Origin of the sequence: Curtobacterium sp. MCSS17_016 (assembly GCF_003234255.2) — a bacterium.
Lineage (GTDB): Bacteria > Actinomycetota > Actinomycetes > Actinomycetales > Microbacteriaceae > Curtobacterium > Curtobacterium flaccumfaciens.
Map to the genome: position 1 here is coordinate 1,015,352 of NZ_CP126254.1, position 25,363 is coordinate 1,040,714.

Annotated in this window: 21 protein-coding genes; 8 read left to right on the forward strand and 13 right to left on the reverse strand. The window is 72.5% G+C overall.

Annotation, left to right across the window (positions count from 1 at the left end):
* Positions 1 to 20 precede the first annotated feature (20 nt).
* Positions 21 to 653 (reverse strand): O-methyltransferase, encoded by a 633-nt coding sequence (locus tag DEJ19_RS04975; protein WP_017887052.1) that lies wholly within the window; start codon positions 651 to 653, stop codon positions 21 to 23.
* A gap of 64 nt (positions 654 to 717) precedes the next feature.
* Here DEJ19_RS04975 and DEJ19_RS04980 point away from each other — a divergent pair, with 64 nt between their 5' ends.
* Positions 718 to 1,086, forward strand: a complete 369-nt coding sequence (locus DEJ19_RS04980) for a twin-arginine translocase TatA/TatE family subunit (RefSeq protein WP_027464570.1) — start codon at positions 718 to 720, stop codon at positions 1,084 to 1,086.
* A 99-nt stretch (positions 1,087 to 1,185) separates the two neighbouring features.
* Here DEJ19_RS04980 and DEJ19_RS04985 read toward each other — a convergent pair whose 3' ends face one another.
* From DEJ19_RS04985 to DEJ19_RS05005, 5 genes are all read right to left on the reverse strand, one after another.
* Positions 1,186 to 2,484, reverse strand: a complete 1,299-nt coding sequence (locus DEJ19_RS04985) for a carbohydrate-binding protein (protein WP_071405465.1) — start codon at positions 2,482 to 2,484, stop codon at positions 1,186 to 1,188.
* Between the two features lie 154 nt (positions 2,485 to 2,638).
* On the reverse strand, positions 2,639 to 3,487 hold the full coding sequence (locus DEJ19_RS04990) for a class I SAM-dependent methyltransferase (RefSeq protein ID WP_111233328.1): 849 nt from the start codon (positions 3,485 to 3,487) through the stop codon (positions 2,639 to 2,641).
* A 9-nt stretch (positions 3,488 to 3,496) separates the two neighbouring features.
* Complete coding sequence (locus DEJ19_RS04995) at positions 3,497 to 4,657, reverse strand: P-loop NTPase (RefSeq protein WP_111233327.1); 1,161 nt, start codon at positions 4,655 to 4,657, stop codon at positions 3,497 to 3,499.
* Positions 4,650 to 5,147 carry a DUF1003 domain-containing protein gene (locus DEJ19_RS05000; RefSeq protein WP_042539423.1) on the reverse strand — a complete coding sequence of 166 codons (498 nt, stop codon included), beginning with the start codon at positions 5,145 to 5,147 and terminating at the stop codon, positions 4,650 to 4,652. The genes DEJ19_RS04995 and DEJ19_RS05000 overlap by 8 nt, the downstream gene beginning before the upstream one ends.
* A 52-nt stretch (positions 5,148 to 5,199) precedes the next feature.
* Positions 5,200 to 6,519: a magnesium transporter MgtE N-terminal domain-containing protein gene (locus DEJ19_RS05005; protein ID WP_027464574.1), complete on the reverse strand. Its 1,320-nt coding sequence runs from the start codon at positions 6,517 to 6,519 to the stop codon at positions 5,200 to 5,202.
* Positions 6,520 to 6,649: 130 nt separating this feature from the next.
* On the opposite strand from DEJ19_RS05005, the gene DEJ19_RS05010 reads away from it, so the two are divergent.
* Positions 6,650 to 7,528, forward strand: coding sequence for a YflT domain-containing protein (locus DEJ19_RS05010; RefSeq protein ID WP_111233326.1), 879 nt, complete (start codon positions 6,650 to 6,652; stop codon positions 7,526 to 7,528).
* Positions 7,529 to 7,908: 380 nt separating this feature from the next.
* Here the strand turns inward: DEJ19_RS05010 and DEJ19_RS05015 are convergent, their stop codons facing one another.
* Positions 7,909 to 8,379, reverse strand: a complete 471-nt coding sequence (locus DEJ19_RS05015; protein WP_071405472.1) for a GNAT family N-acetyltransferase — start codon at positions 8,377 to 8,379, stop codon at positions 7,909 to 7,911.
* Positions 8,380 to 8,394: 15 nt separating this feature from the next.
* Positions 8,395 to 9,879 (reverse strand): aminopeptidase P family protein, encoded by a 1,485-nt coding sequence (locus DEJ19_RS05020; RefSeq protein WP_111094756.1) that lies wholly within the window; start codon positions 9,877 to 9,879, stop codon positions 8,395 to 8,397.
* A 70-nt stretch (positions 9,880 to 9,949) separates the two neighbouring features.
* Between DEJ19_RS05020 and DEJ19_RS05025 the strand changes: the two genes are divergently transcribed.
* Complete coding sequence (locus tag DEJ19_RS05025) at positions 9,950 to 10,822, forward strand: PHP domain-containing protein (RefSeq protein ID WP_110864454.1); 873 nt, start codon at positions 9,950 to 9,952, stop codon at positions 10,820 to 10,822.
* Positions 10,823 to 10,999: 177 nt separating this feature from the next.
* On the opposite strand, the gene DEJ19_RS05030 is transcribed toward DEJ19_RS05025, so the two are convergent.
* A complete protein-coding gene (locus DEJ19_RS05030; RefSeq protein ID WP_111233325.1) occupies positions 11,000 to 12,520 on the reverse strand; it encodes a DEAD/DEAH box helicase in 1,521 nt (506 codons plus the stop codon).
* 155 nt (positions 12,521 to 12,675) lie between these two features.
* Between DEJ19_RS05030 and DEJ19_RS05035 the strand changes: the two genes are divergently transcribed.
* Positions 12,676 to 13,392 carry a ferritin-like fold-containing protein gene (locus DEJ19_RS05035; RefSeq protein WP_258377406.1) on the forward strand — a complete coding sequence of 239 codons (717 nt, stop codon included), beginning with the start codon at positions 12,676 to 12,678 and terminating at the stop codon, positions 13,390 to 13,392.
* A 73-nt stretch (positions 13,393 to 13,465) separates the two neighbouring features.
* On the opposite strand, the gene DEJ19_RS05040 is transcribed toward DEJ19_RS05035, so the two are convergent.
* Both DEJ19_RS05040 and DEJ19_RS05045 read right to left on the reverse strand, forming a co-directional pair.
* Positions 13,466 to 13,762: a hypothetical protein gene (locus tag DEJ19_RS05040; protein WP_027464580.1), complete on the reverse strand. Its 297-nt coding sequence runs from the start codon at positions 13,760 to 13,762 to the stop codon at positions 13,466 to 13,468.
* Between the two features lie 4 nt (positions 13,763 to 13,766).
* Positions 13,767 to 13,991 carry a DUF3107 domain-containing protein gene (locus tag DEJ19_RS05045; RefSeq protein ID WP_031259670.1) on the reverse strand — a complete coding sequence of 75 codons (225 nt, stop codon included), beginning with the start codon at positions 13,989 to 13,991 and terminating at the stop codon, positions 13,767 to 13,769.
* A 127-nt stretch (positions 13,992 to 14,118) separates the two neighbouring features.
* Between DEJ19_RS05045 and DEJ19_RS05050 the strand changes: the two genes are divergently transcribed.
* Positions 14,119 to 17,274 (forward strand): UrvD/REP family ATP-dependent DNA helicase, encoded by a 3,156-nt coding sequence (locus DEJ19_RS05050; RefSeq protein ID WP_181441538.1) that lies wholly within the window; start codon positions 14,119 to 14,121, stop codon positions 17,272 to 17,274.
* Positions 17,271 to 20,579: an ATP-dependent helicase gene (locus DEJ19_RS05055; protein ID WP_258377405.1), complete on the forward strand. Its 3,309-nt coding sequence runs from the start codon at positions 17,271 to 17,273 to the stop codon at positions 20,577 to 20,579. The genes DEJ19_RS05050 and DEJ19_RS05055 overlap by 4 nt, the downstream gene beginning before the upstream one ends.
* 203 nt (positions 20,580 to 20,782) lie before the next feature.
* Here the strand turns inward: DEJ19_RS05055 and DEJ19_RS05060 are convergent, their stop codons facing one another.
* Positions 20,783 to 21,781 (reverse strand): phosphotransferase, encoded by a 999-nt coding sequence (locus DEJ19_RS05060; RefSeq protein WP_111233323.1) that lies wholly within the window; start codon positions 21,779 to 21,781, stop codon positions 20,783 to 20,785.
* 116 nt (positions 21,782 to 21,897) lie between these two features.
* Between DEJ19_RS05060 and nudC the strand changes: the two genes are divergently transcribed.
* Together nudC and DEJ19_RS05070 are read left to right on the forward strand one after the other, a co-directional pair.
* Positions 21,898 to 22,833, forward strand: coding sequence for an NAD(+) diphosphatase (gene nudC, locus DEJ19_RS05065; protein ID WP_111233322.1), 936 nt, complete (start codon positions 21,898 to 21,900; stop codon positions 22,831 to 22,833).
* On the forward strand, positions 22,830 to 24,596 hold the full coding sequence (locus DEJ19_RS05070; protein ID WP_181433046.1) for an ATP-dependent helicase: 1,767 nt from the start codon (positions 22,830 to 22,832) through the stop codon (positions 24,594 to 24,596). The genes nudC and DEJ19_RS05070 overlap by 4 nt, the downstream gene beginning before the upstream one ends.
* Here the strand turns inward: DEJ19_RS05070 and DEJ19_RS05075 are convergent.
* Complete coding sequence (locus DEJ19_RS05075; protein ID WP_111094760.1) at positions 24,487 to 25,344, reverse strand: TOMM precursor leader peptide-binding protein; 858 nt, start codon at positions 25,342 to 25,344, stop codon at positions 24,487 to 24,489. The two genes, DEJ19_RS05070 and DEJ19_RS05075, sit on opposite strands and share 110 nt — an antisense overlap.
* Positions 25,345 to 25,363 lie beyond the last annotated feature (19 nt).

The following is a 25,363-nucleotide window of genomic DNA, read 5'->3' on the forward strand; positions in this document are numbered from 1 at the left end:
GAGCGCCGGCGGGTCGAGCGCTAGTTGGTGACCTTCGTCAACTGCAGCAGCCCGTCACCGGCGGGCGACAGCGCGCTGCGCACCGCACCCGAGGTCGACACCTCGGTCAGGAGCAGCCGGAAGTCCGTGGTGGCGCGGTCGCGCTTCACCGGGTCGGCCACGCGTCCGCGCCAGAGGGCGTGCGGCACCAGGACGGTGCCACCCAGGCGGGCGAGCCGGAGACCGTGCTCGACGTACTCGATGACGTGCTCGGGGTCGGCGTCGACGAGCACGACGTCGTACGAGGCCTCGTTCATGCGGGGGAGCACCTGGTTCGCCCGACCGGGGATGAGCCGGATCCGTGCGGGAGCGGTGCCGGCGCTGATGTAGGCGTCGCGGGCGAACTGCTGGTGGTCGACCTCGACGTCGATCGTCGTCAGGGTCGCGTTCGGGGCGCCGGCGAGCAGGTACAGGCCGGAGACCCCGAGGCCGGTGCCGATCTCGATGATGCTCGTGGCTCGCGAGGCTGCGGCGATCACCCCGATCTGCGCACCGATCGCGGGCGAGATCGCTTCGACTCCGAGTTCCAGGGAGTGCTCACGAGCACGGGCGATCGCCTCGGTCTCCGAGACGATGTCCTCGGCGAACTTCCAGTTCGACTCTTTCTCTGACACGCACACTCCGTTCGGGAGACAACTCTAGAGGTGCAACGCAGCAGCACGCGTTAGGCTCGCTCGCGTGGACATCCCGCTCGACAAGATCCTGATCATCGGGGTCATCGGCGTCCTCTTGCTCGGGCCGCAGCGCCTGCCGATGTACGCCCAGAAGCTGGCCGAGTTCGTCAAGGCCGTCCGTCGGTTCGCCGACACCGCGAAGGAGCGGATGCGCGACGAGATGGGCCCCGAGTTCGACGACATCGAGTGGCAGAAACTCGACCCGCGCCAGTACGACCCGCGCCGCATCATCCGCGACGCCCTGCTCGACTCCGGCACGAGTGCCGCAGCCGTCCAGACCGCGCAGGTGACGGCCTCCAAGGTTCGCGCGACGGCTCCCGTCGTGCCCCTGGCCGCCGGTGAACCGGCACCCTTCGACGCCGAGGCGACCTGACGCCCGTCACGTCCCCACCTGACGGACTGGAGGCCCGGTGCCAGCTGGCACCGGGCCTCCCGTCCATCAGGGGGTCGCGTCGCGACCCCCGGTCCTTCCCTACTTGAGGGCCGCCAGGAAGCGGTCGGTCCAGGCGAGGGCCGTGGTGCCGGCCACCGAGCTGCAGGTGGGTGACGCGGTGCTCTGCGCCGTCGGGCAGGGGGTGTCGCGGTCGAGCGACCAGGTGTGCACGCCCGCGAGCCCGTGGGACTTGGCGTACGCGGCGACGGTGTCGGCATCCGCGAGGGTGAAGACCTCGTCAGAGGTGTCGTTGACGCCGATCATCGGGGTGACCTCGATCTTCGACGAGGCGATCCCGTAGGTGTGCTGCAGGTTCGTGACCGCCTGGATCGTGGACTGCCCCATCTGACACGTCGACCCGACGATCACGCAGTTGGCCGTGGTCGCGCGTCCGAAGTCCATCGTCATGAGGTTGATCGTGTAGTTCGTGAGCGCCGAGGCCTTGATCGCCTTGACGGTGGCGTCGCCGGTGCTGTTCAGTCCACCGAACGAGCCGTCGGACGCCGCCAGCGTGGCGAGCGTGAACGAGAAGCGCAGGCCGGGGTACTTCGCCTGCGCCAGGGCCGCTGCGCTCACCAGGTTCTGCACGTCCGCGGCCGATTGCCCGCTCTCGATGTCGAAGTCGACGCCGATCATGTGCGGCGAAGCGTAGCGGGCGATGAAGGACTGCAGCGCGGTGCCGGAACACTTGAACGAGCCTGCGGCGCCACCGGTGCTGACGATGTAGTTCACGCCGGCAGCGTCGAGCTTCGCGATGTTGGCGCTGGCGAACGCGTCGGCGGCCACCCCGCCCCAGTTCTCGCTGCCGCAGGTACCGGTGGCGAAGGCGAGCGTGATGGCCTTGAGGCCGGGCTCCCGCGTCGACACGAGGCTGTTGCTCGACCCGACGACCGGGATCCGCGTGCCGGTGACCGCGGTGTTCATGACGTTCGTGTTCCAGTCGAGGTTCACGGTGATGTCCTTGTACGGGCTGAAGACCAGACCGCTCGCGGTGCCGGTGCTGCCGTTGCCGGGCGTGGTGGTCCCACCGCCGCCAGGGGTGGTGGTCCCGCCGCCGGTGCCGCCACCGGTGCAGGTGCCGGACGACGTCCACGGCTGGCCGCTGCCGGTCGCACCGGAGTGGGTCGCCGGTTCGTCGCCCTGGGTCCACCAGTTCGCGGTGTAGTTCGAACCGTTCTCGCTGACGGTGGCTCCGCCGTTGTAGGCGGTGCCGGCGCTCCAGGCGGTCGCGCAGGTCGTCGCGGCGAGGGCTGGCGCCGCTGTGAGCGAGCCCCCTGCGACGATGACGGCGGCGATGGTGGCCACGAGGCCCGATCGCACGCGGGTGTTCTGGTTCACACGGTTCTCCTGTCCTCGGTCGGACGTCGTCGTCCGGCGGGTGGAGCCCTCACGTCACATTCCGCAAGGGCATTGTGTAATGCCCTTGCATAATGCGCCGGGGTAGAACGCCCTGTCCATGAACGAACGCACAGGATGCGCCGAACGGACCAGGTCAGTCGCGGGTGGCGACGATCGTGAAGGTCGTGGGGATCCGGTCGCGGTCGTGTTCCGGCCAGGCCCACGAGCCGGTGTCGGTCTCGACCATGCGGGAGCTGAAGCGCCACGGCAGGGTCCGGCCCTCGTCGAGTCGTCGGAGCCGCAGCCCGGCACCGAGCAGGGCGTTCACGATCTCGGACAGCGGGTGCGGCCACTCGAAGGTGCGGGCGTTCGCCACCGTGCCGTCGCCGGCGTAGGTGCCGGCGTCGTCCCACTGCTGCGCGGTGCCGTCCGGGAAGTACCGGTACCGGGTGACGAGCTCGTCGGCGTCCTCGTCGAGGGCGTACAGCGCCGGGTGTCCGTCGCGGATGAAGAACACCCCGCCGGGGCGCAGCAGGCCGGCGACCTGCGCAGCCCAGCGGTCGAGGTCGGGGAGCCAGCAGATCGTGCCGATGCTCGTGTACACGACGTCGAAGTCGCCGGTGACGGCGGCCCGGGCATCGAGGACGTCGGTCTCGACCCAGGTGACGTCGAGCCCGAGGCGCGATGCGAGTCCGGCGGCCGAGGCGAGGGCGGCGGGGGAGAAGTCGACGCCGGTCAGTCGGGCACCCTCGCGGGCGAGTGACACCGTGTCGGTGCCGATGTGGCACTGCAGGTGACAGACGCCGAGGCCCGCGAGCGAGCCGTTCGGCAACCAGGGCGTCAGGGCCGGCAGGTCCTCGCGGACGACGTCCGAGCGGTGGCCGGGGTCGGCGAGGGCGTCGATCGCGTAGGCGCCCTCGTGGATCGGCACCCGGTCGTCCCAGTTCGCGCGGTTGATGGCGCGTGCGTGGTCCCAGTCGACATCGACGTGATCGGTGCTCATGCCCCGAGCCTAGGACAGCGACAACCCGAGCTTCCGGCCGGCGAGCCCGCGTCCCATCGTGGTGATCCGGTCGGCGATCGCCGTCAGGGCCACGGCGGACGGGTCCTCCGGGGCACCGAGCACCACGGGCACGCCTGCGTCGCCGCCCTCGCGTAGCGGCACGGACAGCGGCACGGTGCCGAGCACCGGGACGGGGGCGTCCTGCCCGCGGGACAGCCGTGCGGCGGTCTCGGCGCCACCACCCTCGCCGAACAGGTGCAGCACCGAGCCGTCGGGCTGCAGGAGCCCCGCCATGTTCTCGACCACGCCGATGACCCGCTGTCCGGTCTGCCGGGCGACGATCCCGCTGCGCTCGGCGACGTCGGCCGCGGCGGCCTGCGGGGTCGTGACCACCAGGACCTCGGCGTGCGGCAGCAGCTGCCCCACCGAGATCGCGACGTCGCCGGTTCCCGGGGGCAGGTCGAGCAGCAGGACGTCGAGGTCGCCGAAGAACACGTCCGTCAGGAACTGGTTCACGGTGCGGTGCAGCATCGGTCCGCGCCACGACACCGCGGTCGAGACGTCGTCGACGAACATGCCGATCGACACGACCTTCACGTCGTGCGCCACCGGCGGCAGGATCATGCTGTCCACGCGGGTCGGGCGGGGTGCGACCCCGTGCTCGTCGGTCAGACCCATCAGGCCGGGGACGCTGAAGCCGTGCACGTCGACGTCGACGACCCCGACCCGCAGACCCCGGCGGGCTAGCGCGACGGCGAGGTTCACGGTGACGGTGGACTTGCCGACGCCACCCTTGCCGCTCGTGACGGCGATGACGCGCGTGAGCGAGTCCGCGGTGAACTGGATGCCCTTGGGACGGCCGGCTCGCAGCCGCTCGGTCAGCGCGGCACGAGTGGCCGGGTCCATCACGGACACGTCGACCTCGACGGCGGCGACCCCCGGGACGGACCCGGCGGCGACGCGGACGTCGCGCTCGATGGTGTCGGCGGCGGGGCACCCCACGATCGTGAGCTGCAGGTCGACGCGCACCGCGCCTCCTGGCTGCACGTCGACACCACGGATCATGTCGAGCTCCGTGACGGGGCGGCGGATCTCGGGGTCGATGACGCGGCCGAGCGCAGCGAGGACCGCCGTGCCGAGCTGTTCGTCGGTGGGGACGGCGTCAGCCACGGGTGGAGCTGTCGTGTTCGTCCGCGTAGCCGGCCTCGTCGGCGTCGCGGCGGTCGAGCTCCTCGAGCAGGGAGCGGAGCTCGGCGCGGATGAAGTCCTTCGACGCCATGTCCCGCATCGCCAGGCGCAGGGCCACGACCTCGCGGGCCAGGTACTCGGTGTCGGCCAGGTTGCGTTCGGCGCGCTGGCGGTCCTGCTCGAACTGCACGCGGTCACGGTCGTCCTGCCGGTTCTGCGCGAGCAGGATCAGCGGGGCGGCGTACGAGGCCTGCAGCGAGAGCACGAGCGTCAGAGCCGTGAAGCCGATCGCCGCCGAGTCGAACTGCCACGGCTTCGGCGCCAGGGTGTTGTAGCCCATCCAGACCACGCAGAACAGCGTGAGACCGATGAGGAACCACGGCGTGCCCATCCCGCGGGCGATGCCCTCGGTCGCACGACCGAAGGTGTCCCCGCGACCACGGCGGCGGCTGGGGAGCACACGCGTGCGCATGCCCTTCGGGGAGTCGAGCCGGACCTCTTGGCGGTCACGGTCGCGACGGTTGTCATCCGTTCGGGCCACGGGTGGTCCTCCTTCCCGTCGTCACGGGTGTCCTGCGCGGGCGTTGGCGTGGAAGCGGTGAGGGTTCCCCCTCGCCCTGACTTCGCCAGTCGTCCGGCAGGACGTGGTCGAGGACATCGTCGATCGTCACCACCCCGACGAGACGGTGGGCGTCGTCGACCACGGGGACGGACAGCAGGTTGTAGGTCGCCATGATGCGGGTGACCTCGGCGGCGCTCGCGTCGACCCGGACCGGTTCGGTCTGCTGGTCGATGAGCGTGCCGAGCCGCTCGTTCGGCGGGTAGCGGAGCATCCGCTGGAAGTGCACGAGTCCGAGGAACCGACCGGTCGGCGGCTCGTACGGCGGCAGGGTGACGCAGACGGCGGCGCCGAGCACCGGAGCGAGCTCGTGGCGGCGGACCAGCGCCAGGCCCTCGGCCACGGTGGCGTCGGCCGAGACGATCACCGGTTCGGTGGTCATCAGACCACCGGCGGTGTCCGGCTCGTACTCCAGGAGCATGCGGACGTCCTGCGCCTCTTCCGGCTCCATGAGCTGCAGGAGGGCTTCACTCCGCTCGTCGGAGAACTGGGCGAGGACGTCGGCCGCGTCGTCCGGCTGCATCTGGTCGAGGACGTCGGCGGCGCGGGCATCCACCAGCCGGGTGAGGATCTCGATGCGCTCCTGGTCGGGCATCTCCTCGAGCACGTCGGCGAGGCGGTCGTCGGGAAGTTCCTCGGCGACCTCGAACCGGCGCTCAGCGGGCAGGTCGAGCAGCGTCGACGCGAGGTCGGCGGGCAGCAGGTCGGAGTAGGCGGCGATGACGTGCTCGGCGGACTGGGCCTCGCCGGGGAGCTCGTCCTCGGTGACCTCGTTCCACGTCGCGAACGTCGTCGGACCCTTGCCGAACGGTGACGGCGTCGTCTTCGGCTTGCGGAGGAAGAGCTGCGCGACCTCCCAGTCGCCCTGCCCGCGGTCCTCGATCGCGACGTCCTCGATGGTGGCGCGGATCCGCTGGTTCTTGATGAGCACCTTGCGGCCGAGCATCTCGGCGATGACGCGGACCTCGCCGCCACGCTGCTCGAAGCGGCGCATGTTCACGAGGCCGGTCGTGATGACCTGCCCGGCACCGATGGAGGTGATGCGGCCGATGCTCACGAAGATGCGGCGCTTGCCGGGCACCTCGACGATGAGCCCGACGACGTGCGGGGGATCGGCCCGGCGGTAGACGACCAGGACGTCCCGAACTCTGCCGACGCGGTCGCCCGCGGGGTCGAAGACGGAGCACCCGGCGAGGCGGGCGACGAAGACCTTCGTGGCGCTCACCCGACCCAGCGTAGTCGCTCGGGTGTGCGCGTTCGCTCGCGCCGCCGACGGCACCGGTCGACGGCTTGCGATCGGCTGCTTCCCTGAGAGTGCACGTGCGATTGCAAGGTGTGCGGTGAATGATGGCTGTGTGAGCAATCAGAGCCCCTTCGCCGGCAGGACCGCCCAGGCGTTCCCGACGCTGCCCAAGGGCGACGTCCTGGGAACGTACGACAGCTACCCCGACGCGCAGCGCGTGGTGGCGAAGCTGGCCGAGGCCGACTTCCCCGTCAACCAGCTCTCGATCGTCGGCAACGACCTGAAGACGGTCGAGCGGGTCACCGGCAAGATGACCTACGGCCGTGCCGCCATCGCCGGCGCGCTGTCCGGCCTGTGGCTCGGCATCTTCTTCGGCATCGTGCTCACGCTCTTCTCGCCGAGCGCCGGCGGCCTGATCCTGGCTGCTGCGATCATCGGTGCCGCGTTCGGCATGCTCTACGGCATCGTCTCGTTCGCGATCACGAAGCGGCAGCGCGACTTCACGAGCGTGCACCAGGTGCTCGCCACGAACTACCAGATCGTCGTCAACCCGCAGCTGACCGGGCAGGCGCAGCGCATCCTCGGTGAGCACGGGGCGACCCCGTCCACCCACTGGAATGACGCTCCCCAGCAGCAGCAGCAGCAGCAGTGGCGTCCGGGCCCCGGTGGGGTCCCGCCGCAGCAGCAGTCGCCGTACGGCGGGCACGCCACACCGCACCAGCAGCCGGGAGGCCCGCACCACCCCGGTACGTCGGCCCCCGGCGCGCAGACGGGTGCGCCTTCGGGCCCACCGCGCTACGGCACGAACGACGGACCCCGGTACGGGGAGACCCCCGAGACGGCTGCCGCCCCCGCGGCCCCGCCGGTGCCGGAGCGTCGACCCGAGGAGCCGCCGCGCTACGGCGAGCGGGTCGCCGGTGCCACGCCGCCGGAGCCCTCGTCCTCGCCGGACGCCCAGCGCGACGGCGACGGGGACAGCGACCGCCGCTAGCCGGGCTCCGGCCGGCGCGATCGGGCTTCGTCCTCGGGTCGTGCGAGATCGGGTCGCGCGAGATCGGGTCGCGCGAGGTCGGGTCGTGCGAGATCGCTCGACACGCCGTTCGCGTTCGCCGAGGTCGCACGAACTGTCGCCGCCGAGCTGCGCGGGCGGCACTTCGTGCGACCTCGGCGGCGTCCGGGTGGTCCGGGCGGTCGCAACACCCCGCGCGCACGGCCTCGAGCGGTCAGAGATCGTCGTTCGGCGCCGGCCCAGACGACGGTTCGTGACCGCTCGACCTCGGGCAGACGGCACGTCGTGACCGAGAGCCGAGCGGGCTCGGGCGCGCGCGAGCCGGGCTTGCGCGCGGCGCGGTCCGGGCAGGCTCGGGCGGGCTAGAGGACCTTCGAGAAGCAGACCGACAGGGGCGCCCCGACGTAGGGCCCGAAGTTCGCGATCCGCCGGAACCCCTCGCGCTGGTAGAACCCGACGGCGCGCTGCTGCTCCGTGCCCGTCTCGAGGACGAGCGCCGGGGACCCGAGGTCGAGCGCCGCTTCTTCCAGCCGGCGCAGCAACGCAGCCGCGGCGCCGGAGCCGCGGGACTCCGGTCGGACGTACATCCGCTTGATCTCGGCGATGCCGTCGTCGACGATGCGCAGGCCCCCGCACCCGAGTGGAGTCCCGGACTCGTCGCGTGCGACGAAGAACACCGCGATCGACTCGGCGGTCGGCTTCTCACCCGGTTCGGTGTCGCCGCCGTGCGCCCGGTCGATCTCCAGGCGCTGGGCGGCGCGGAGTCGCTGGGCGTCGGGGGAGTCGAAGTGCTCGACCTCGATCGAGATGGTGTTCGGGGAGGCCTCGGGCATGGTCACCCGATCAGGCTAGCGGCCCGAGCGGGCGATCCACCCCTCCACTTCCGAGGGGGTCCGGGGGATGCCGACCGACAGGTTCTCGGCGCCGTCCTCGGTCACCAGGATGTCGTCCTCGATGCGGACACCGATGCCGCGGAACTCCTCCGGCACGGTCAGGTCGTCCTGCTGGAAGTACAGCCCGGGCTCGATCGTGAAGACCATGCCGGCCTGCACGGTGCCGTCGAGGTACATCTCACGACGGGCCTTCGCGCAGTCGTGCACGTCGAGTCCCAGGTGGTGGCTCGTGCCGTGCACCATGTAACGACGGTGGAACTGGTTGTCCGGCTCGAGCGACTCGGCGGCCGAGACCGGCAGGAAGCCCCACTCGGCGGTCTTGCGCGCGATGACCTCCATCGCGGTGGCGTGCACCTGGCGGAACGTGATGCCCGGCTTGACGATCGCGAACGCGGCGTCGGCGGCCTCGAGCACGGCTTCGTAGACCATCCGCTGCACGGGGGAGAACGTGCCGCTCACCGGGAGCGTGCGGGTGATGTCGGCGGTGTAGAACGAGTCGACCTCGACCCCGGCGTCGATGAGGATGAGGTCGCCCGGCTGCACGGCGCCGTCGTTGCGGGTCCAGTGCAGGATGCAGGCGTGGTGGCCGGAGGCGGCGATGGTGTCGTAGCCCACGGTGTTGCCGTCGGCGCGCGCCCGGCGGTTGAACGTGCCCTCGACGATGCGCTCACCGCGCGGGTGCGCGAGCACGGCGTCGAAGTCGCCGATGACGTCGTCGAACCCGTGCTTCGTGGCGTCGACGGCCTTGCGGAGCTCACGGACCTCGTACGCGTCCTTGACCAGTCGCAGCTCGGACAGGTCGCGGGCGAGCAGGTCGTCGGTGGCTGGCGACCCCTCGGTCTCGTCCGCGCCACCGATCGCTGCGCCGATGCGGGCGTCGAGCGAACGGGTCAGGTCGTCGTCGGCTTCACGGACGAGCAGCGCCGACGCGTCGAGTGCGTCGGCGACGGCCGTGAACGCCCCGAGGTCGGCCGTGGCCAGCCCGAGGTCGGCGGCGACGGCGTCGAGCGAGGGGCGCGGACCGACCCAGAACTCCCCGATCTCGGGGTTGGCGTAGAACTCTTCCGAGTCGCGGCCCGCGGTGGCGCGGAAGTACAGCGTGGCGTCGTGGCCGGAGCCGTTCGGCGTCATCACGAGCACGGAGCCGACGACGGTGTCGGTGCCCCAACCGGTCAGGTGCGCGAAGGTGGAGTGCGGGCGGAACGGGTAGTCGCAGTCGTTCGAGCGGACCTTGGCCTGCCCGGCCGGCACCACGATCGTGCGGCCCGGGTGCAGCTCGGAGACGCGCGCGCGACGCTCGGCGGCGAACGCGGCCTGCTCGCGGGGCTCGGGCTGCGCTTCCGAGCGCTCGGCCCACTGCGACCCGATGAAGTCCTTGAAGGTCGAGGACCCGGGGGTCGTGGATCGGTTGCTCGTCGCGCGGGGAGTCGTGTCGGCCATGCGTCCATCATCGCACCGCCGGGCGACACCCGGCCTGTGCGGCCGCTCACCTGTGGATAGCATTGGCCACGTGCCAGACCCGTTCATCGACCTGCACGCGCACTCCAGTGTCTCCGACGGCACCGAGCGGCCAGCGGAGCTCGTCCGAGCGGCCGCGGCCGCCGGACTCGACGCCGTCGCGCTGACCGACCACGACACGACCGCGGGGTGGGCGGACGCCACGGCCACGGCGCACGAGCTGCCCCTGACCCTGCTGCCGGGCCTCGAGCTGAGCACCCGCATCGGCTACCGCAGCGTGCACGTGCTCGGCTACCTGGTGGACCCCGAGCACCCCGGACTGGTCGAGGAGACGACCCGGATCCGCGACGGCCGGCTCTCCCGCGCGCACCGCATGGTCGACCGCATCGCCGAGGACCACCCGATCACCTGGGCGGACGTCCTGGCCCAGTCCAGCCCCGGTGCCACGATCGGCCGCCCGCACATCGCCGACGCCCTGGTCGCCCGCGGGCTCGAGTCCGACCGGTCCGCGGCGTTCCGCGGCATCCTGCACCCGGCGTCCGGCTACTACGAACCCCACGAGGCACCGTCGCCCCTGCGCGGCGTCGAACTCATCCGGCAGGCCGGCGGCGTGCCCGTCATCGCGCACCCCGCGGCGTCCTCGCGCGGGATCGTCATCGACGAGCCGATGCTCCGCGACCTGGTCGACGCCGGGCTCGGCGGGCTCGAGGTCGACCACCGCGAGAACCTGGCACACGGCAAGCGCACCCTGCTCGACTGGGCGACGCGCTACGGCCTGTTCGTCACCGGTTCGAGCGACTACCACGGCACCGGCAAGCCGAACCGGCTGGGGGAACACCGCACCGCACGCGTCTCGTTCGACGCGATCGTGTCCGAGGCGACGGGCAGCGCTCCCGTCGTCGGACCCGGCTCGCGCCTGTCCTGACGCGTCGCGCCGTCCCACCGAAGCGACAGAACTCGGTCGGCGCGGCTTGACCCATCCGCGAAAGCGACAGATCCCCGCCGACAGTTGGCGGCGATCTGTCGCCCTCGCGGGGCAGTCGGCGGGCGGGGACGACGAAGGGCCCGTCGCGTCAGCGACGGGCCCTTCGGTCTGGAGGCGCTACTCGCCGTCCGACGTACCCTGCGGTGCCGAGGCGGTCGCCGAGGCATCGCCGGTGCCGGCTCCGCGACGGCGGCGACGGCGACGACGCTTCGCGGCGCCGTCCGTGGTGGTACCACCTTCGACGGCTGAGCCGTCCTCGGTGCCGGCCGCGGCGGTGGGGGCGACCGACTCGGTGGCCGGAGCCTGCGGGGCGGACTGCTCCGAGCCTCCCGACCGGGTGCGGCTGCGCGACCGCGAACGCGACGCGTCACGCGAACCCGAACCCGAACCCGAGGCCGGGCGGTCGCTGCTGCGCTTCTCGACGGGGGCGCCAGCCGAGGCTGCGTGCGACGACGAGCCGGGCAGACGGCCCTTGGTGCCCTTGGGGATGTCGAGTTCCTCGAACAGGTGGGGCGACGACGAGTAGGTCTCGACGGGCTCGGGGATGCCGAACTCGAGGGCCTTGTCGATCAGCGTCCACTTGTGCAGGTCGTCCCAGTCGACGAACGTGACCGCGATACCGGTCTTGCCGGCGCGGCCCGTGCGGCCGGCGCGGTGCAGGTACGTGTCCGGGTCGTCCGGGATCGTGTGGTTGATCACGTGCGTGACGTCGTCCACGTCGATGCCGCGGGCGGCGACGTCGGTGGCGATGAGCACGTCGCGCTTGCCGGCCTTGAACGCCGCCATCGCGCGCTCGCGCTGCTCCTGGTTGAGGTCGCCGTGCACCGCTGCGGCGTTGAACCCGCGGTCCTTCAGTTCCTCGACGAGCTTCGCCGCGGCACGCTTGGTGCGGGTGAAGATCACGGTCTTGCCGCGGCCCTCGGCCTGGAGGATGCGGGCGATGACCTCGTCCTTGTCCAGGGAGTGCGCACGGTAGATGAGGTGCTTGATGTTGGCCTGCATGAGGCCCTCGTCCGGGTCGGTCGCCCGGATGTGCACCGGACGGCTCATGAACCGGCGGGCGAGGGCGACGATCGGCGCGGGCATCGTCGCCGAGAACAGCATCGTGTGCCGCACCTCGGGGACGGCCTGGAAGATGCGCTCGATGTCCGACAGGAACCCGAGGTCGAGCATGCGGTCGGCCTCGTCGAGCACGACCTCCTGCACGTGGGAGAGGTCGAGCAGACGCTGCCGCTGCAGGTCGATGAGCCGCCCGGGCGTGCCGACGACGATCTGGGCACCGGCCTTGAGCTGCTCCACCTGGCCCTCGTAGGCCTTGCCGCCGTAGATCGAGACGACCGTGGTCGGGCGGTTCGAGGCCGCGAGCTCGAGGTCCTCGGTGACCTGGACCGCGAGTTCACGGGTCGGGACGACGACGAGCGCCTTCACGCCGTGCGCCGGATCGGCGCCGAGTCGCTGGATCAGCGGCAGGCCGAAGCCGAGCGTCTTGCCGGTACCCGTCTTGGCCTGGCCGATGATGTCCTGGCCGGTCAGGCCGAGCGGGATGGTCTGTTCCTGGATCGGGAAGGGCTCGATGATGCCCTTGCCGGCCAGTGCATCGACGATGTCCTGGTCGATGTTGAGGTCTGAGAAAGTCAAAGAATCACCTTAGTTCTGGTGGAAGTCCGGGCCAGTCTACCGACGGGCGAGTGGTCCGGGGTGCTCCGGGGTGCTCCGGGGTGCTCAGGGGTGCGTCGAGGCGTCCGGGCGGGCGACCGGCGGGTGCCACGGGACTCGCCCTCTATGCTGGTCGGGTGGTCTCGTGGTGGAACCGGAAGCGCGCGGCGCAGCTCGCTGCCGCTTGGCTCGCGTCGCGGAACCCGCGCGGAGCCGCGCAGGTCAAGCGCCTCGCGCTCGACGACGTCACCCCGGAGCTCGACGTCTACCTCGGGCAGGCCGCGTACCTGCAGCTCTCCGTCTACGAGACGATGGGACGAGCCGGTGCTTCGGCCCCGACGCTCTCCGGCCGTCTGGTCACCGGGGTCCTCGCGACCACGGCGCTCGAGCGGCACCGCACGATCGTGGCCGAGATCGAGCGCAGCGGTGGCGACCCGGCGGCGCTGATGGCCCCGCACCGCGAGGCGATCGACCTGTTCCTCGAACGGACGAGCGGCGCCGACTGGTACGAGTCGATGCTGACCGGCTACGTGACCGCCGGCATCCTGAACGACCTGTTCGGCAACCTGCTCCGCTCGCTGCCGACGGACGTGCGGCAGCGGCTGCGGTCGGTGTTCGACGCGCGCGAGGAAGCGGCGGTCGTCGAGGAGCTGACGGCTCACATCGAGGACGACCCGCAGATCGGTTCGCGTCTGGCGATGTGGGGACGACGTCTGGTGGGCGACACCCTGCTCGTCGCACGGTCGGCGCTGGCGTCGCACGCCCGCGAGGACCAGGAACGGCTCGAGCCGGTCTGGACCGAGCTCATCGCCGCGCACACCCGACGCATGGACGCGCTCGGGCTGACGGCCTGAGCGGTCGAGCGTCAGGCGCCGCGCGTCTGAGTTGCTCGAGCGTCAGGCGCCGCGCGTCTGAGTTGCTCGAGCGTCAGGCGCCGCGGGTCTTGAGCTGCTCGTAGTACTCGGCGTCGCGCTTGTCGCGCTGCGTGCCGAGGAGCCACTCGACGACGAGGACGACCACGCCGGACCCCACGAGGGCCACGACCCAGATCCAGGTGCCGTCGTACCGCCACCCGGCCCAGGTCAGCGCTTCCCAGAGCACTGCTGCGGCGATGCCGCCGACCGCTGGGCCGACGAGCACGCCACGGTTCGACCGCCACGGCAGGATCACGTGCGCGACCGCACCGATGATGACGCCGCCGAGGACGGCGAAGAGCAGTTCCACGTCGTCAGGCGACGAAGCCGATGCGCCGTGCCTCTTCCGCGCCGACCTCGACGTACGCCAGGGCCGAGACGGGGACGATGAAGCGACGGCCCTTGTCGTCCTGGAGCGACAGGTGCGTCGACTTGGCGGTGAGCGCCTCGGACACGGCCTTCTCGACCTCGTCCGCGGTCTGGGCGGTCTCGAAGGCGATCTCGCGGGGGCTGTTGATGATGCCGATCTTGATGTCCACGAGCACAGCGTATCCGAGCGGTCCCGTGCGGCATCGGGCGTTCGCCGCGGGCGCACTCGACGGCGTGACGACCGGTGCCCCGCGCGTCCGCAGCGGTGCTGTCGGCGGTCCTGGGTACCGTACGAGCGTGCCGCAGACCACGCTGATGCCCGCTCCCGACGACACCGGGTTCGCGCGCGCACTGGTCGACGACCCCTCGCAGGCCGCGGTGCTCGCGTTGCCGGACGGCCGTCACGCCGCGGTGATCGGTGCGCCGGGCAGCGGCAAGACGACCACGCTCGCGCGGCTCGTCGCCGACCGGCTGACCCGACCCGACGCGATCACCCCCGACGGCCACGCGACGGTGCTCGCCCTGACCTCGGCGCGGACGGCCGCGACGGCGCTGCGTGACCGGCTCGCTCGGGCGGTCGACCGGGTCGTGCCGGGTGCACTCGCCCGCACCGTGAACTCGCTGGCGTTCCAGATCGTCACCGACGCGGCGTCGGTGCAGGGGCAGGAACCCCCGACGCTGCTGACCGGTGGGGAGCAGGACCGGATCATCGCCGAGCTGCTCGCCGGCCACGAACTCGACGGAGCCGGACCGACCTGGCCCGACCCGATCACCGCCGTCGTCCGGGAGCGAGCGGGGTTCCGCACCGCCCTGCGCGACGTCATGATGCGTGCGGTGGCGGCCGGCGTCGAGCCCGACGACATGCGGGAACTCGGCGACGAGCTCGGACGGCCCGAGTGGCGGGCCGTCGGGGACTTCGTGGACGACTACCGGGCATCGGTCACCGCGTTCCGGCCGACCGGGCTCGACTCCGGCGAACTCGTGGCGTACGCCACCGCCGCGGTGCTGCGGCACGAGCTCCCCGCGAGCATCGCCGCCCTGCGCCTGGTCGTGGTCGACGACACGCAGGAACTGGTGGAGGGTGAGATCGCGCTGCTCGGGGCACTCGCGCGCTCCGGCGTGCAGGTCGTGGCCTTCGGCGACCCGGACATCGCCGCCTCGGCGTTCCGCGGCGCCGAACCGGACGTGCTCGGTCGGCTGGCCGTGCGCCTCGGGGTGGACCGCGTCGACGAGCTGTTCCTCGGCGCGGTCCACCGGCACCCCGCCCCGATCCGCGCCCTGGTCACCGGCGTCACGGGTCGCATCGGCACCGCGGCGGCCGGCCGGCAGCGCAGCGCCTCGGCGGGCGACCAGGATGCGCGGTCCGACGCCGTCGTGCACCTCGAGGCCGCCAGCCGGTCCGCGCTCGTCGTGGCGATCGCCCGTCGACTGCGCGAACACCGCCTGCTCGACGGTGTGCCGTGGCACCGGATGGCCGTGGTCACCCGCAGCGGTGCTGCCATCCCCGAACTCGTCCGGGCACTCTCCGTGGCCGAGGTCCCGGCGACCGCCGGTGCCGCGCCCGTCCGCCCGCGCGACGACTCCGCGGCGCGGGCGCTGCTCGACGCGGCTGCGGTGGCGCTCGACGTCCTGCCGCTCGACGCCGCCCTGGCCACCGCGTTCGCCACCGGGCCCCTCGGGGGCCTCGACACCCTGGCGATGCGTCGGCTCCGGCTCGCCCTGCGGCGCGAGGAACTCGCGGGCGACGGCAGCCGCACCGCCGACGAACTGCTGGTCGATGCCCTGGGCGCACCGGAGCGCCTGGTGACGGTGGACGCCGGGTTCGCGCGCCGGGCGACCCGGCTGGCCCGGAGCCTGGTGCAGGCGCGTGCCGACGCCCAGGCAGGATCGAGCATCGAGGAGATCCTCTGGGGCCTCTGGGAACGCAGCGGTCTTGCAAAGTCGTGGGGCGCCCAGTCCGCCGCCGGTGGGGTCGGCGCCGGGGAAGCCGACCGGCACCTGGACGCCGTCGTCGGCCTGTTCACCGCCGCCAAGCGCTTCGTCGAGCGCACGCCGGACGCCCCCGCGCGGGTCTTCGTCGACGACCTGCTCGGCGCCGACCTGCCAGAGGACTCGATCGGCCCGGACCGGACCGCCGGCCGGGTGCGGGTCCTGACGCCGTCGGCGACGATCGGGCTCGAGTGCGACGTGGTCGTCGTGCTCGGTCTGCAGGACGGCGTCTGGCCCAACACCCGGGTGCGCGGCAGTCTGCTCGACCCGGACGGCCTGGTCCGCGCTGCCGCCGGGGTCGAGCGTTCGCCCATCGACGACCGTGCCGCCGTGGTCGCCGACGAACTCCGGCTGTTCGCCCGGGCCGTCTCGCGCGCCACCACCCAGGTCGTCATCGGCACGGTCGCGAACGACGACGAGTCGCCGTCACCCTTCGTCCGGCTCGTCCCGGTGCCGCCTGACCGTCAGCCGACCGTCCACCCACTGTCCCTGCGTGGGCTCGCCGGCTCGCTGCGCCGCCGGGTGGTGGGCTCCGGCGACCACGAGGCCGCGTCCGCCCTGGCCCGCCTGGCCGAGGCCGAGGTCCCCGGTGCGGCTCCGGACGAGTGGTACGGGCTCGCCGAACCGACCACGGACGACCCCCTGGTCGACCTCGACGCCGAGCCCGCGCCCGAGGTCGAGGGCGGCGAGCCCGTCTCCCCGGCCGTGTCGGTGTCGCCGTCGCGGATCGGCACCTTCGAGGAGTGCCCGGTGCACTGGTTCGCGCAGACCTTCGGCGGCGGTGCCCCGAGCCCGGCGATGGGCATCGGCACGATCGTCCACGAAGCGATGGAGCACGCCACCGAGATCGACGTCGAGTCGCTGTGGGAGCGGGTCGAGGCGCGGTGGGACGAGCTCACGTTCGAGTCGCCCTGGGTCGCCGACCGCGAACGTGCCCGGACCCGGCGGATGATCGAGGGGCTGAGCGACTACCTCCGCACCTTCGCCAGCGCCGGCCGTCGACTGCTCGGCGCCGAGACCTCGTTCGCGCTCGTGACCGGGCCCGCCCGGATCCGGGGGAGCATCGACCGCATCGAGGTCGACCCCGAGGGGCGGGTGAGCGTCGTCGACCTGAAGACCGGCCGTTCGATGCCCAGCGAGAAGAACGACATGCCGGAACACCCGCAGCTCGGGGCCTACCAACTCGCGGTCGAGGACGGCGCGGTCGAGGGCGTGCCGGCGGGGTCTCCGATGACCGACGCCCGGCTGGTCTTCGTCCAGAACCCCCGCGGCGGACAGGCGTACTCCGAGCGGACCCAGCACGCGTTCGACGCCGAGGCGCGCGAGGCCTACCGCGAGCGGTTGCACGGAGTGGCGCGGGCCATGGCCGGACGCACGTTCGTGGCGAACGTGGACGACCACTGCGAGAAGGCCCGGACCGGGGTCGAGTGCCGGATCCACGTGGTGGCGGAGGTGACCTGGTGAGCGACACGGCGGACACGACCGGCACGGCGGACACGACCGGCACGGCGGACACGACCGGCACGGCTGCTGCTGCTGCTGCGGACGGCACGGTTGCCGCTGCACCGCCCGTCATCCGGCACGGCGCCGACGCCATCGCCGACGCTCTCGGCCGCCCCCGTCCCACCGCCCAGCAGCGCGCCGTCATCGAGTCACCGCTCGTGCCGGCGCTGGTCGTCGCCGGTGCCGGCAGCGGGAAGACCGAGACGATGGCCTCGCGCGTCGTCTGGCTGCTGGCCAACGGACTCGTCCGCCCCGACGAGGTCCTCGGCCTGACCTTCACCCGCAAGGCCGCCGGCGAGCTCTCCGTCCGCATCAACGACCGCATCCGTGCGCTCGAGGACGTGGGCTTGATCACCCCCGGGGACGCCTTCGAGGCACCCACGGTCTCGACGTACAACGCCTTCGCCAACGCGGTCTTCCGCGAGAACGCCCTGCTCGTCGGGCGTGACGGCGAGTCCCAGGTGCTGACCGAACCGTCGGCCTGGCAGCTCGCCCGTCGGGTGGTGGTGGCCGCCCGCGACGACCGGCTCGCCGGACTCGACCGCGACGTCGACACCCTGACCGCAGCCGTGGTCGCGCTCGCCGGTGCCACCTCGGAACACCTCGTCGAGCCAGAGGACCTGCGCCGGTTCGCGATCGAGTTCTCGGAGCTGCTCGAACTCCCCGGCAACCGCGGCAAGCCGTACAAGGCGATCACCGACGCGGTCGCCGCGATCGGCGCCCTCGAACCCCTGGCCGACCTGGTCGCCGAGTTCCGACGACAGAAGGTCGACCGCGGGTTCGTGGAGTTCTCCGACCAGATCGCCCTGGCGCTCGCCGCGGCCGAGTCGGCCCCACGCGTCGTCACGGACCTGCGGAGCCGGTACGGCGTGGTGCTCCTCGACGAGTACCAGGACACCTCGGTCGTGCAGACCCGGTTCCTCGCCCGGCTGTTCCGCGGGCACTCGGTGATGGCGGTCGGCGACCCGCACCAGTCGATCTACGGGTTCCGTGGTGCGAGCGCCGCGAACCTCGCCCGGTTCCCGCACGACTTCGGCGGCGACGAACCCGGCGTGGCCGAACCCGTCACCTTCGCGCTGTCGACCAGCTGGCGGAACCCGGTGGACGTGCTCGCGGGGGCGAACGCGATCGTGTCGCCGCTGTCCGAGGCGTCCGAGGTCGACGTCGAACGGCTCTCGCCCCGGCCGGGTGCGGACGCCGGCACCGTGCGGGTGGTGTTCCCCGAGACCCTGCCGGAAGAGGCCGACGAGGTCGCGGCGTGGTTCCAGGACCACCGCAGGCAGAACCCCGCGGGCTCGATGGCGCTGCTGCTGCGGGCTCGGAAGGACCTCGCGGCGTTCACGGCGGCGCTCGGTTCCCGTGGGGTGCCGTACCACGTGCTCGGCACGGGCGGACTGCTCCAGCGTCCGGAGATCGTCGACCTGGTGGCGTGCCTGCGCGTGCTGCACGACCCGGCGGCCGGCAACGACCTGATCCGGCTGCTCGCGGGTGCACGGTGGCGGGTCGGGGCGGCGGACATCGTCGCCCTGCACCAGCTCGCCCGGTGGCTGTTCCAACGTGATCACACCCAGCAACGCCTCGACGACGACCTGACCGCGGCCTTCCGGGCCTCGGTGGCCGCCGGGGAGCACGGGTCGATCGTCGACGCGCTCGACTTCGTCGCGACCGCACCCGACGAGCACGGCGCGCTCGAGGGCATCACCCCCGCGGGTCGCAGCCGGATGCGTGCGCTCGGCGGGCAGCTCGCGATGCTCCGCTCACGCGCGGGGAGCGACCTGGTCGACTTCGTGACGCTCGTCGTGCAGGAGATGCGACTCGACATCGAGGTCGCCGCGCACGAACAGGGCAGCGGCGCGTACCTCGACGCCTTCATCGACGAGCTCGCCGGTTTCGTGTCGACCGACGACCGCGCCGACCTCGGTTCGTTCCTCGGGTGGATCGACGCCGCAGCCCGACGGGACGACATGGGCCCGCGGTCCGAGGAGCCTGAGGCCGGCACCGTGCAGATCCTGACGATCCACGGGTCCAAGGGGCTCGAGTGGGACGCCGTCGCAGTGCCCCGGATGGTCGAGGGCGGCCTGCCGGCGCGTCCGCAGGAGGGCTCGTCCGGCTGGCTCGGGTTCGGCCGGCTGCCGTACGAGTTCCGCGGGGACGCCGCCGAGCTGCCGCGACTCGCATGGCGCGGGCAGGAGACCCAGAAGGACGTCACCACGGCGATCGACGCCTTCAAGGAACAGGTGAAGGCCCGCAACGAGGACGAGGAACGCCGGCTCACCTACGTCGCCCTGACCCGTGCGAAGCACGACCTGCTGGTGTCCGGCTCGTTCTGGGCCGGCGGGGTCCGACCCACCGAGCCGAGCCGTTACCTGCGCGACCTGGTGGACGCCGGCGTCATCGACGGTGCGGCGATCCCGGAGACGACGGTGCACGACGAGAACCCGATGGGGGAGAGCGGCGCGACCCAGACCTGGCCGCACGTGCCGTTCGGGCAGCGTGCGCCGCGGGTCCTGGCTGCCGCCGAGCGGGTGCGGAACGCGAACCCCGGTGCTGCGGGGCGCTTCGCCGCCGACATCGACCTGCTGCTCGCCGAACGGCACGCCACCCGGAACGCGAAGCACGCGGTCGCCGTCCCGCACCGGGTCCCGGCGTCGGGCTTCAAGGACTACCTGACCGAACCCGACTCCGTGGCCGAGCGGCTCCGCCGGCCGATGCCGGAGCGCCCGTACCGGGCCACACGGCTCGGCACGCTCTTCCACCAGTGGGTGGAACAGCGGGCACGGAGCGGCGGCGCGCTCGAGACGCTCGACGTGTGGGACGGCGAGCTCGACCTCGATGCCGACGACCTCGCCGATTCGTCGCCGGACGCCGTGGTCACCGACGACGATGCCCGTCGCCTCGCGGACTTCCAGGCGACGTTCGCCGGCTCACGGTGGGCCGGGCTGACGCCGATCGAGGTCGAGCGCGAGATCCACATCCCGTTCCTCGGCCACAGCGTCGTCTGCAAGCTCGACGCCGTGTACGAGATCGACGGGCGCGCCGAGGTGGTCGACTGGAAGACGGGCAAGGCGCCGTCGGGGGCGGACGACCTGGCCCGCCGCACCCTGCAGCTCGCGTTGTACCGCGTCGCCTACGCCGAGTTCACCGGGCGGCCGCTCGACCAGGTCGACGCGGTGTTCTACTTCGTCGCCGACGACCTCGAGGTCCGTCCGACCGAGCTGCTCGACCGAGCCGGACTCGAGCGCGCGTGGTCCGAGGCCGTCGGCTGACGTCCTGCGGGCGCGCTGCGGCCGTGTCGCGCTCCGCCCGTGTCGCGCTCCGCCCGTGTCGCGCTCCGCCCTGGAGGCCCGGTGCCGGTCCGCCGGACCCGCGCCGGGCCTCCAGGCGGTCGCGTCCACGACTCCTGCCGCACTTCGTGAGCAGAAATGGTCGGGTGCGCCGCAGCGACCCGACCATTCCTGCTCACGAAGCGTCAGCCGTGGCGGCGTTCGGTGGAGGACAACAGCTGCTCCACCTCGCCGATCTCCATCGTCTCGGGTGACACGGACTGCAGTGGTTCCGCACTCGGGGCGTGCACCGCGTCGACCAGGCGGTGCATCATCGCGACGGCGTCGTCGACGACCTCGGTGCTCTTCGCCTGGACGCCGTGCAGCAGCCAGTGCGCCGTCTCGAGTTCGTGGTGCACGCGTGCACGCTGTGCGAGCTGGCGGTCGCGTCCGCCGCCGTTCGCCTCGTAGGCGCTGAGGACGGTGTCGAAGGCATCGCGGCGGCCGGCGAGCACCCAGGCGAGGTCCTTCGCCGGGTCGCCGAGCCGCAGCTCGCCCCAGTCGAGGATCCCGGTCACCGCGTCGCCGTCGACGAGCAGGGCGCCGGTGCCGAGCGAACCGTGCACGACGGTCGGCGTGAACTGCCAGAGCTGCTGGTCGCGGGCGGCACCCTCCCAGCGTTCGACGAGCGCGGCGGGGACGAGCTTGGTCGCCACGGCGCGGTCCATCACCGAGACGGCGGACCGGAGCACCTCGAACGGCGTGAGCGACGGCAGGCCGGCGTCGGAGACGAAGCTCGTCGGCAGCTGGTGGATCGAGGCGAGGGCACGGCCGACGCTGGTGGCGAGGTCGGGGCGCTCGACGAGCGACGCGAGGGTCGGGTGAGCTCCGGCCAGCCGCGTCGTGACGATGGCGCGCGTCGACCCGATCGGCGCCTGGCCGCGGTACTCGGCGACGCCGAACGGCAGGCGTGTGCGGATGCCGGCGCTCAGCGCGCGGATGGCGACGAGGTCGGCCGACTGCCGCGCCTCGGCGCGCTGGTTCCGGGGGCGGCGGATGACGATCTCGGCGCCGTCGGCGTCGCGGAGGAGCGCCGACTCGTAGTCGCCGGCCGCGGCCGAGCCGAGCGTGCGCGTGCCCGTGACGAGGAGACCTGGAACGGCCGTCGTCGCCAACGCGGCTAGAGTGAACTGGGATCCCGCCATGCCCCTCAGGGTAGGCGCGTGACGCGTGCACGGCTGCACGCCACGCTGTTCGGCGGCCCGCACGCCCACCGCACGTCTCCTGCACGTCCGCACCCGATCCGAGGAGCTCTCCCGCCGTGACCGTCGAGTTCGCCGCCCGGCTCCCGCTCTCCCGCAACGAACTCGACCGCGACGCCGAGTTCCGCACGACCGACGACGTCGAGCGCGTCCTGCGCGAGGACGAGCACACCCGGTACCTGCCGGTGCGTGGTGCCGAGATGCTCCGGAACGCCGACGGCACCCTGCGCTTCGTGACCGCGGCGGAGATCCCGGCCGACACCGTGACCCTGTACCTCGGCCGCGCGGTGTCGGACGCCGTCGATGCTCCGGCGGGTACCCGCTTCGTCGCCGCCCTGATCGACAGCGCGACGGCGACCGCCATCGAACCCGACGACGACGCCTGGCAGAGCCTCCGGATGTTCGGCACCGAGCTCTCGCCGCGCGACCAGGGCCTGGCGGTCGAAGCCGTCGCGATGGCCAACTGGCACGCCGTGCACGGCTTCTCGCCGCGCACCGGCTCACCCACCGCCGTCGTCAGTGGCGGATGGGTCCGCCGCGATCCCGAGGGGCACGACCTCTTCCCGCGCACGGACGCGGCGATCATCGTCGGGGTCGTCGACGCCGACGACCGGATCCTGCTCGGTTCCAACGCCGCGTGGGACGCCGACCGGTACTCGCTGCTGGCCGGGTTCGTCGAGCCGGGGGAGTCGCTCGAGGACGCCGTCCGCCGCGAGGTCTGGGAAGAGTCCGGCGTCCGTGTCGAGGAGCCCGAGTACCTCGGCTCGCAGCCGTGGCCGTTCCCGGCGTCGCTGATGGTGGGCTTCCGTGCCCGCGCAGCCGGCGGTGACCCGACGACCGCCCGCCCCGACGGCGTGGAGATCCTGGACGTCCGGTGGTTCTCGCGCGACGAGATCCGCGAGCGGGCCGGCGACACCCTGCTGCTGCCGGGACGCACCTCGATCGCCCGCGCCATCATCGAGGAGTGGTACGGCGGGCCGCTGGACCTGCCGTGAGCGTCACCGGTCCGCGCGGTGCAACGGGTGCCGGGGCAGTCGAGCCCCGGCCGCCGTCGCCCGACGAACTGCTCGCCGCGCTCGACGCCGAGCAGCGGACGGTCGCCCGCACCCTGCTCGGTCCGGTCGCCGTGCTCGCCGGCGCCGGGACGGGCAAGACCCGCGCGATCACGCACCGGATCGCCTACGGCGTCGCCACCGGGACCTACGCGCCGAACCACGTCCTCGCGCTGACCTTCACGACCCGTGCCGCAGGCGAACTGCGGTCGCGCCTGCGCGCGCTCGGGGCCGGGACGGTCCAGGCGCGCACCTTCCACGCCGCGGCGATGGCGCAGCTCAGCTACTTCTGGCCGGACACCGTCGGCGGGCACGCCCCCAAGATCGTCGAGTCCAAGGGGCGGATGATCGCCCACGCCGCGGACACGGTCGGCATGAACGTCGACACCCCGGTGCTCCGCGACCTGGCCGCCGAGGTCGAGTGGCGCAAGGTGCAGATGCTCTCGCTCGACGAGTACGAGGCCGCCGCCGCCGACCGGGTGATGCCGCGCGACACCACGCCGCGCCGGGTCATCGACCTGATGAAGGCGTACGAGCGACTGAAGGACGACCGGCGGCAGTTGGACTTCGAGGACGTCCTGCTGGCGACCCTCGGCATGGTCGAGTCCGAGCCCCGCGTGGCGTCGTACGTGCGGCAGCAGTACCGGTTCTTCGTCGTCGACGAGTACCAGGACGTCTCGCCCGTGCAGCACGACCTGCTGCGGGCCTGGCTGGGCGGCCGTGACGACCTGTGCGTCGTCGGCGACGCCAGTCAGACCATCTACTCGTTCGCCGGCGCCTCGAGCGACTACCTGCTCGGGTTCGGGTCGGAGTTCCCGCGCGGGTCGGTCTTGCGCCTCGAGCGGAACTACCGCTCCACCCGCGAGGTCGTGTCCGCGGCCAACACGCTGATGCGCGGCCAGCCCGGCGCGCTCGACCTGGTGGCCCAGAGCCAGGAACCGGGCCCGGAACCGGTGGTGCTGGCCTGCGTCCACGACGGTGACGAGGCACAGACCATCGCCCGGCGCATCGCCGAGCTCGTCGGGGCCGGAGCGTCCTACGGGGACTGCGCCGTGCTCTTCCGCGTCGGAGCGCAGTCCGCTGCGCTCGAGTCCGCGCTCGGCCGGAACGGCATCCCCTACCGCGTGCAGGGCGGGACCCGGTTCTTCAACCGCCCGGAGGTCAAGCTCGCCGTCCACCACATGCGCGGCGAGGCGATCCGGCAGACCGACGACGAGTTGACCCGACGGGTCCGGCTGGTGCTGCAGGTCAGCGGCTGGACGGAGACGCCGCCGGAGGGCACCGGCGCAGTCCGTGAGCAGTGGGAAGCGCTGCAGGCGATCATGGGCCTGGCCGAGGACGCCCCCGCCGGCACGACGATGCAGCAGTTCACCCAGGACCTGGTGGACCGTGCGGCGACGCACCACGAGCCCGAGGTCGATGCTGTCACGCTCGCGACGCTGCACTCGTCGAAGGGTCTGGAGTGGCCGCACGTGGTCATCGCCGGCGCCGCCGAGGGGCTCCTGCCGATCTCGCACGCGTCGACCGACACCGAGGTGGACGAGGAACGACGCCTGTTCTACGTCGGGCTGACGCGCGCCCGCCGTTCGGTCACGATCACGTGGTCGCAACAGGGCTCCACGCGTGGGGGAGCCCGGGCTCCGAGTCGGTTCCTGGCAGCGCTCGGCACGCGCACCGCGGATGGGGCCGGACCGGCGAACGGCTGACCGACAGGTCGTCGCGCTCGAAGACGAGCTGGTCGGGCTCGGCTCGTTGCGTCCGGAGCGGGAGCCGTTCCAGCAGCATCCGCGTCGTGGCGGCGGCCACCGCCGCCGCCCGCCACGGTGACAGCGGTGCCGGGTGCCGCCCCCACACCTGAGCGGCGATGGCCGGCCAGGCCGGGTCGTCGTCGACGCGTGCGTACTCAGCGCACTGGAGGCACGGCCCGGCCCCCGGCACGACGAACGGACCGAGACGGACGCGTCCGTCGCCGACGACGACCGCCAGGTGCGGCACGCCCCGGCGGGTCCACGCGGCGCGGAGCGCCGGGTCGACGACGTGGTCGGCCACCACCACGGCGAGGCGCGGTTCGGGCTCGGGCAGTACGATCGGGCCCCCGGCGGGCGCGGTGGTGCGGCTGACCGTCACGCCCTCGCCGGACAGGAACGTCGCCACGGTGTCGGCGAGGACACCGGCGCCGTGCACCTCGATGCGTTCGAGCGGCTCGGGCAGGACCTCGACCACCGCGGGCGACGCGGCACCGAGCACACCGGCAGCACGTTCCGGCGAGCACCCCGACGCGGCCGCCAGGCCTGCCAGCACGTCGTGGCCGGTCTCGCGTCGCAGACCGTTGAGGAACCGTTCTTCCCCCGTGGTGGGCACCGCGACGACGGCGCGTGGAGGATCGACCCCGAGCTGGACCGTGGCGGGGTCACGCCAGACGAACTCGAGCGTCGGATCGATGCGGATGCCCATGACCCCACGGTGCCGGAGT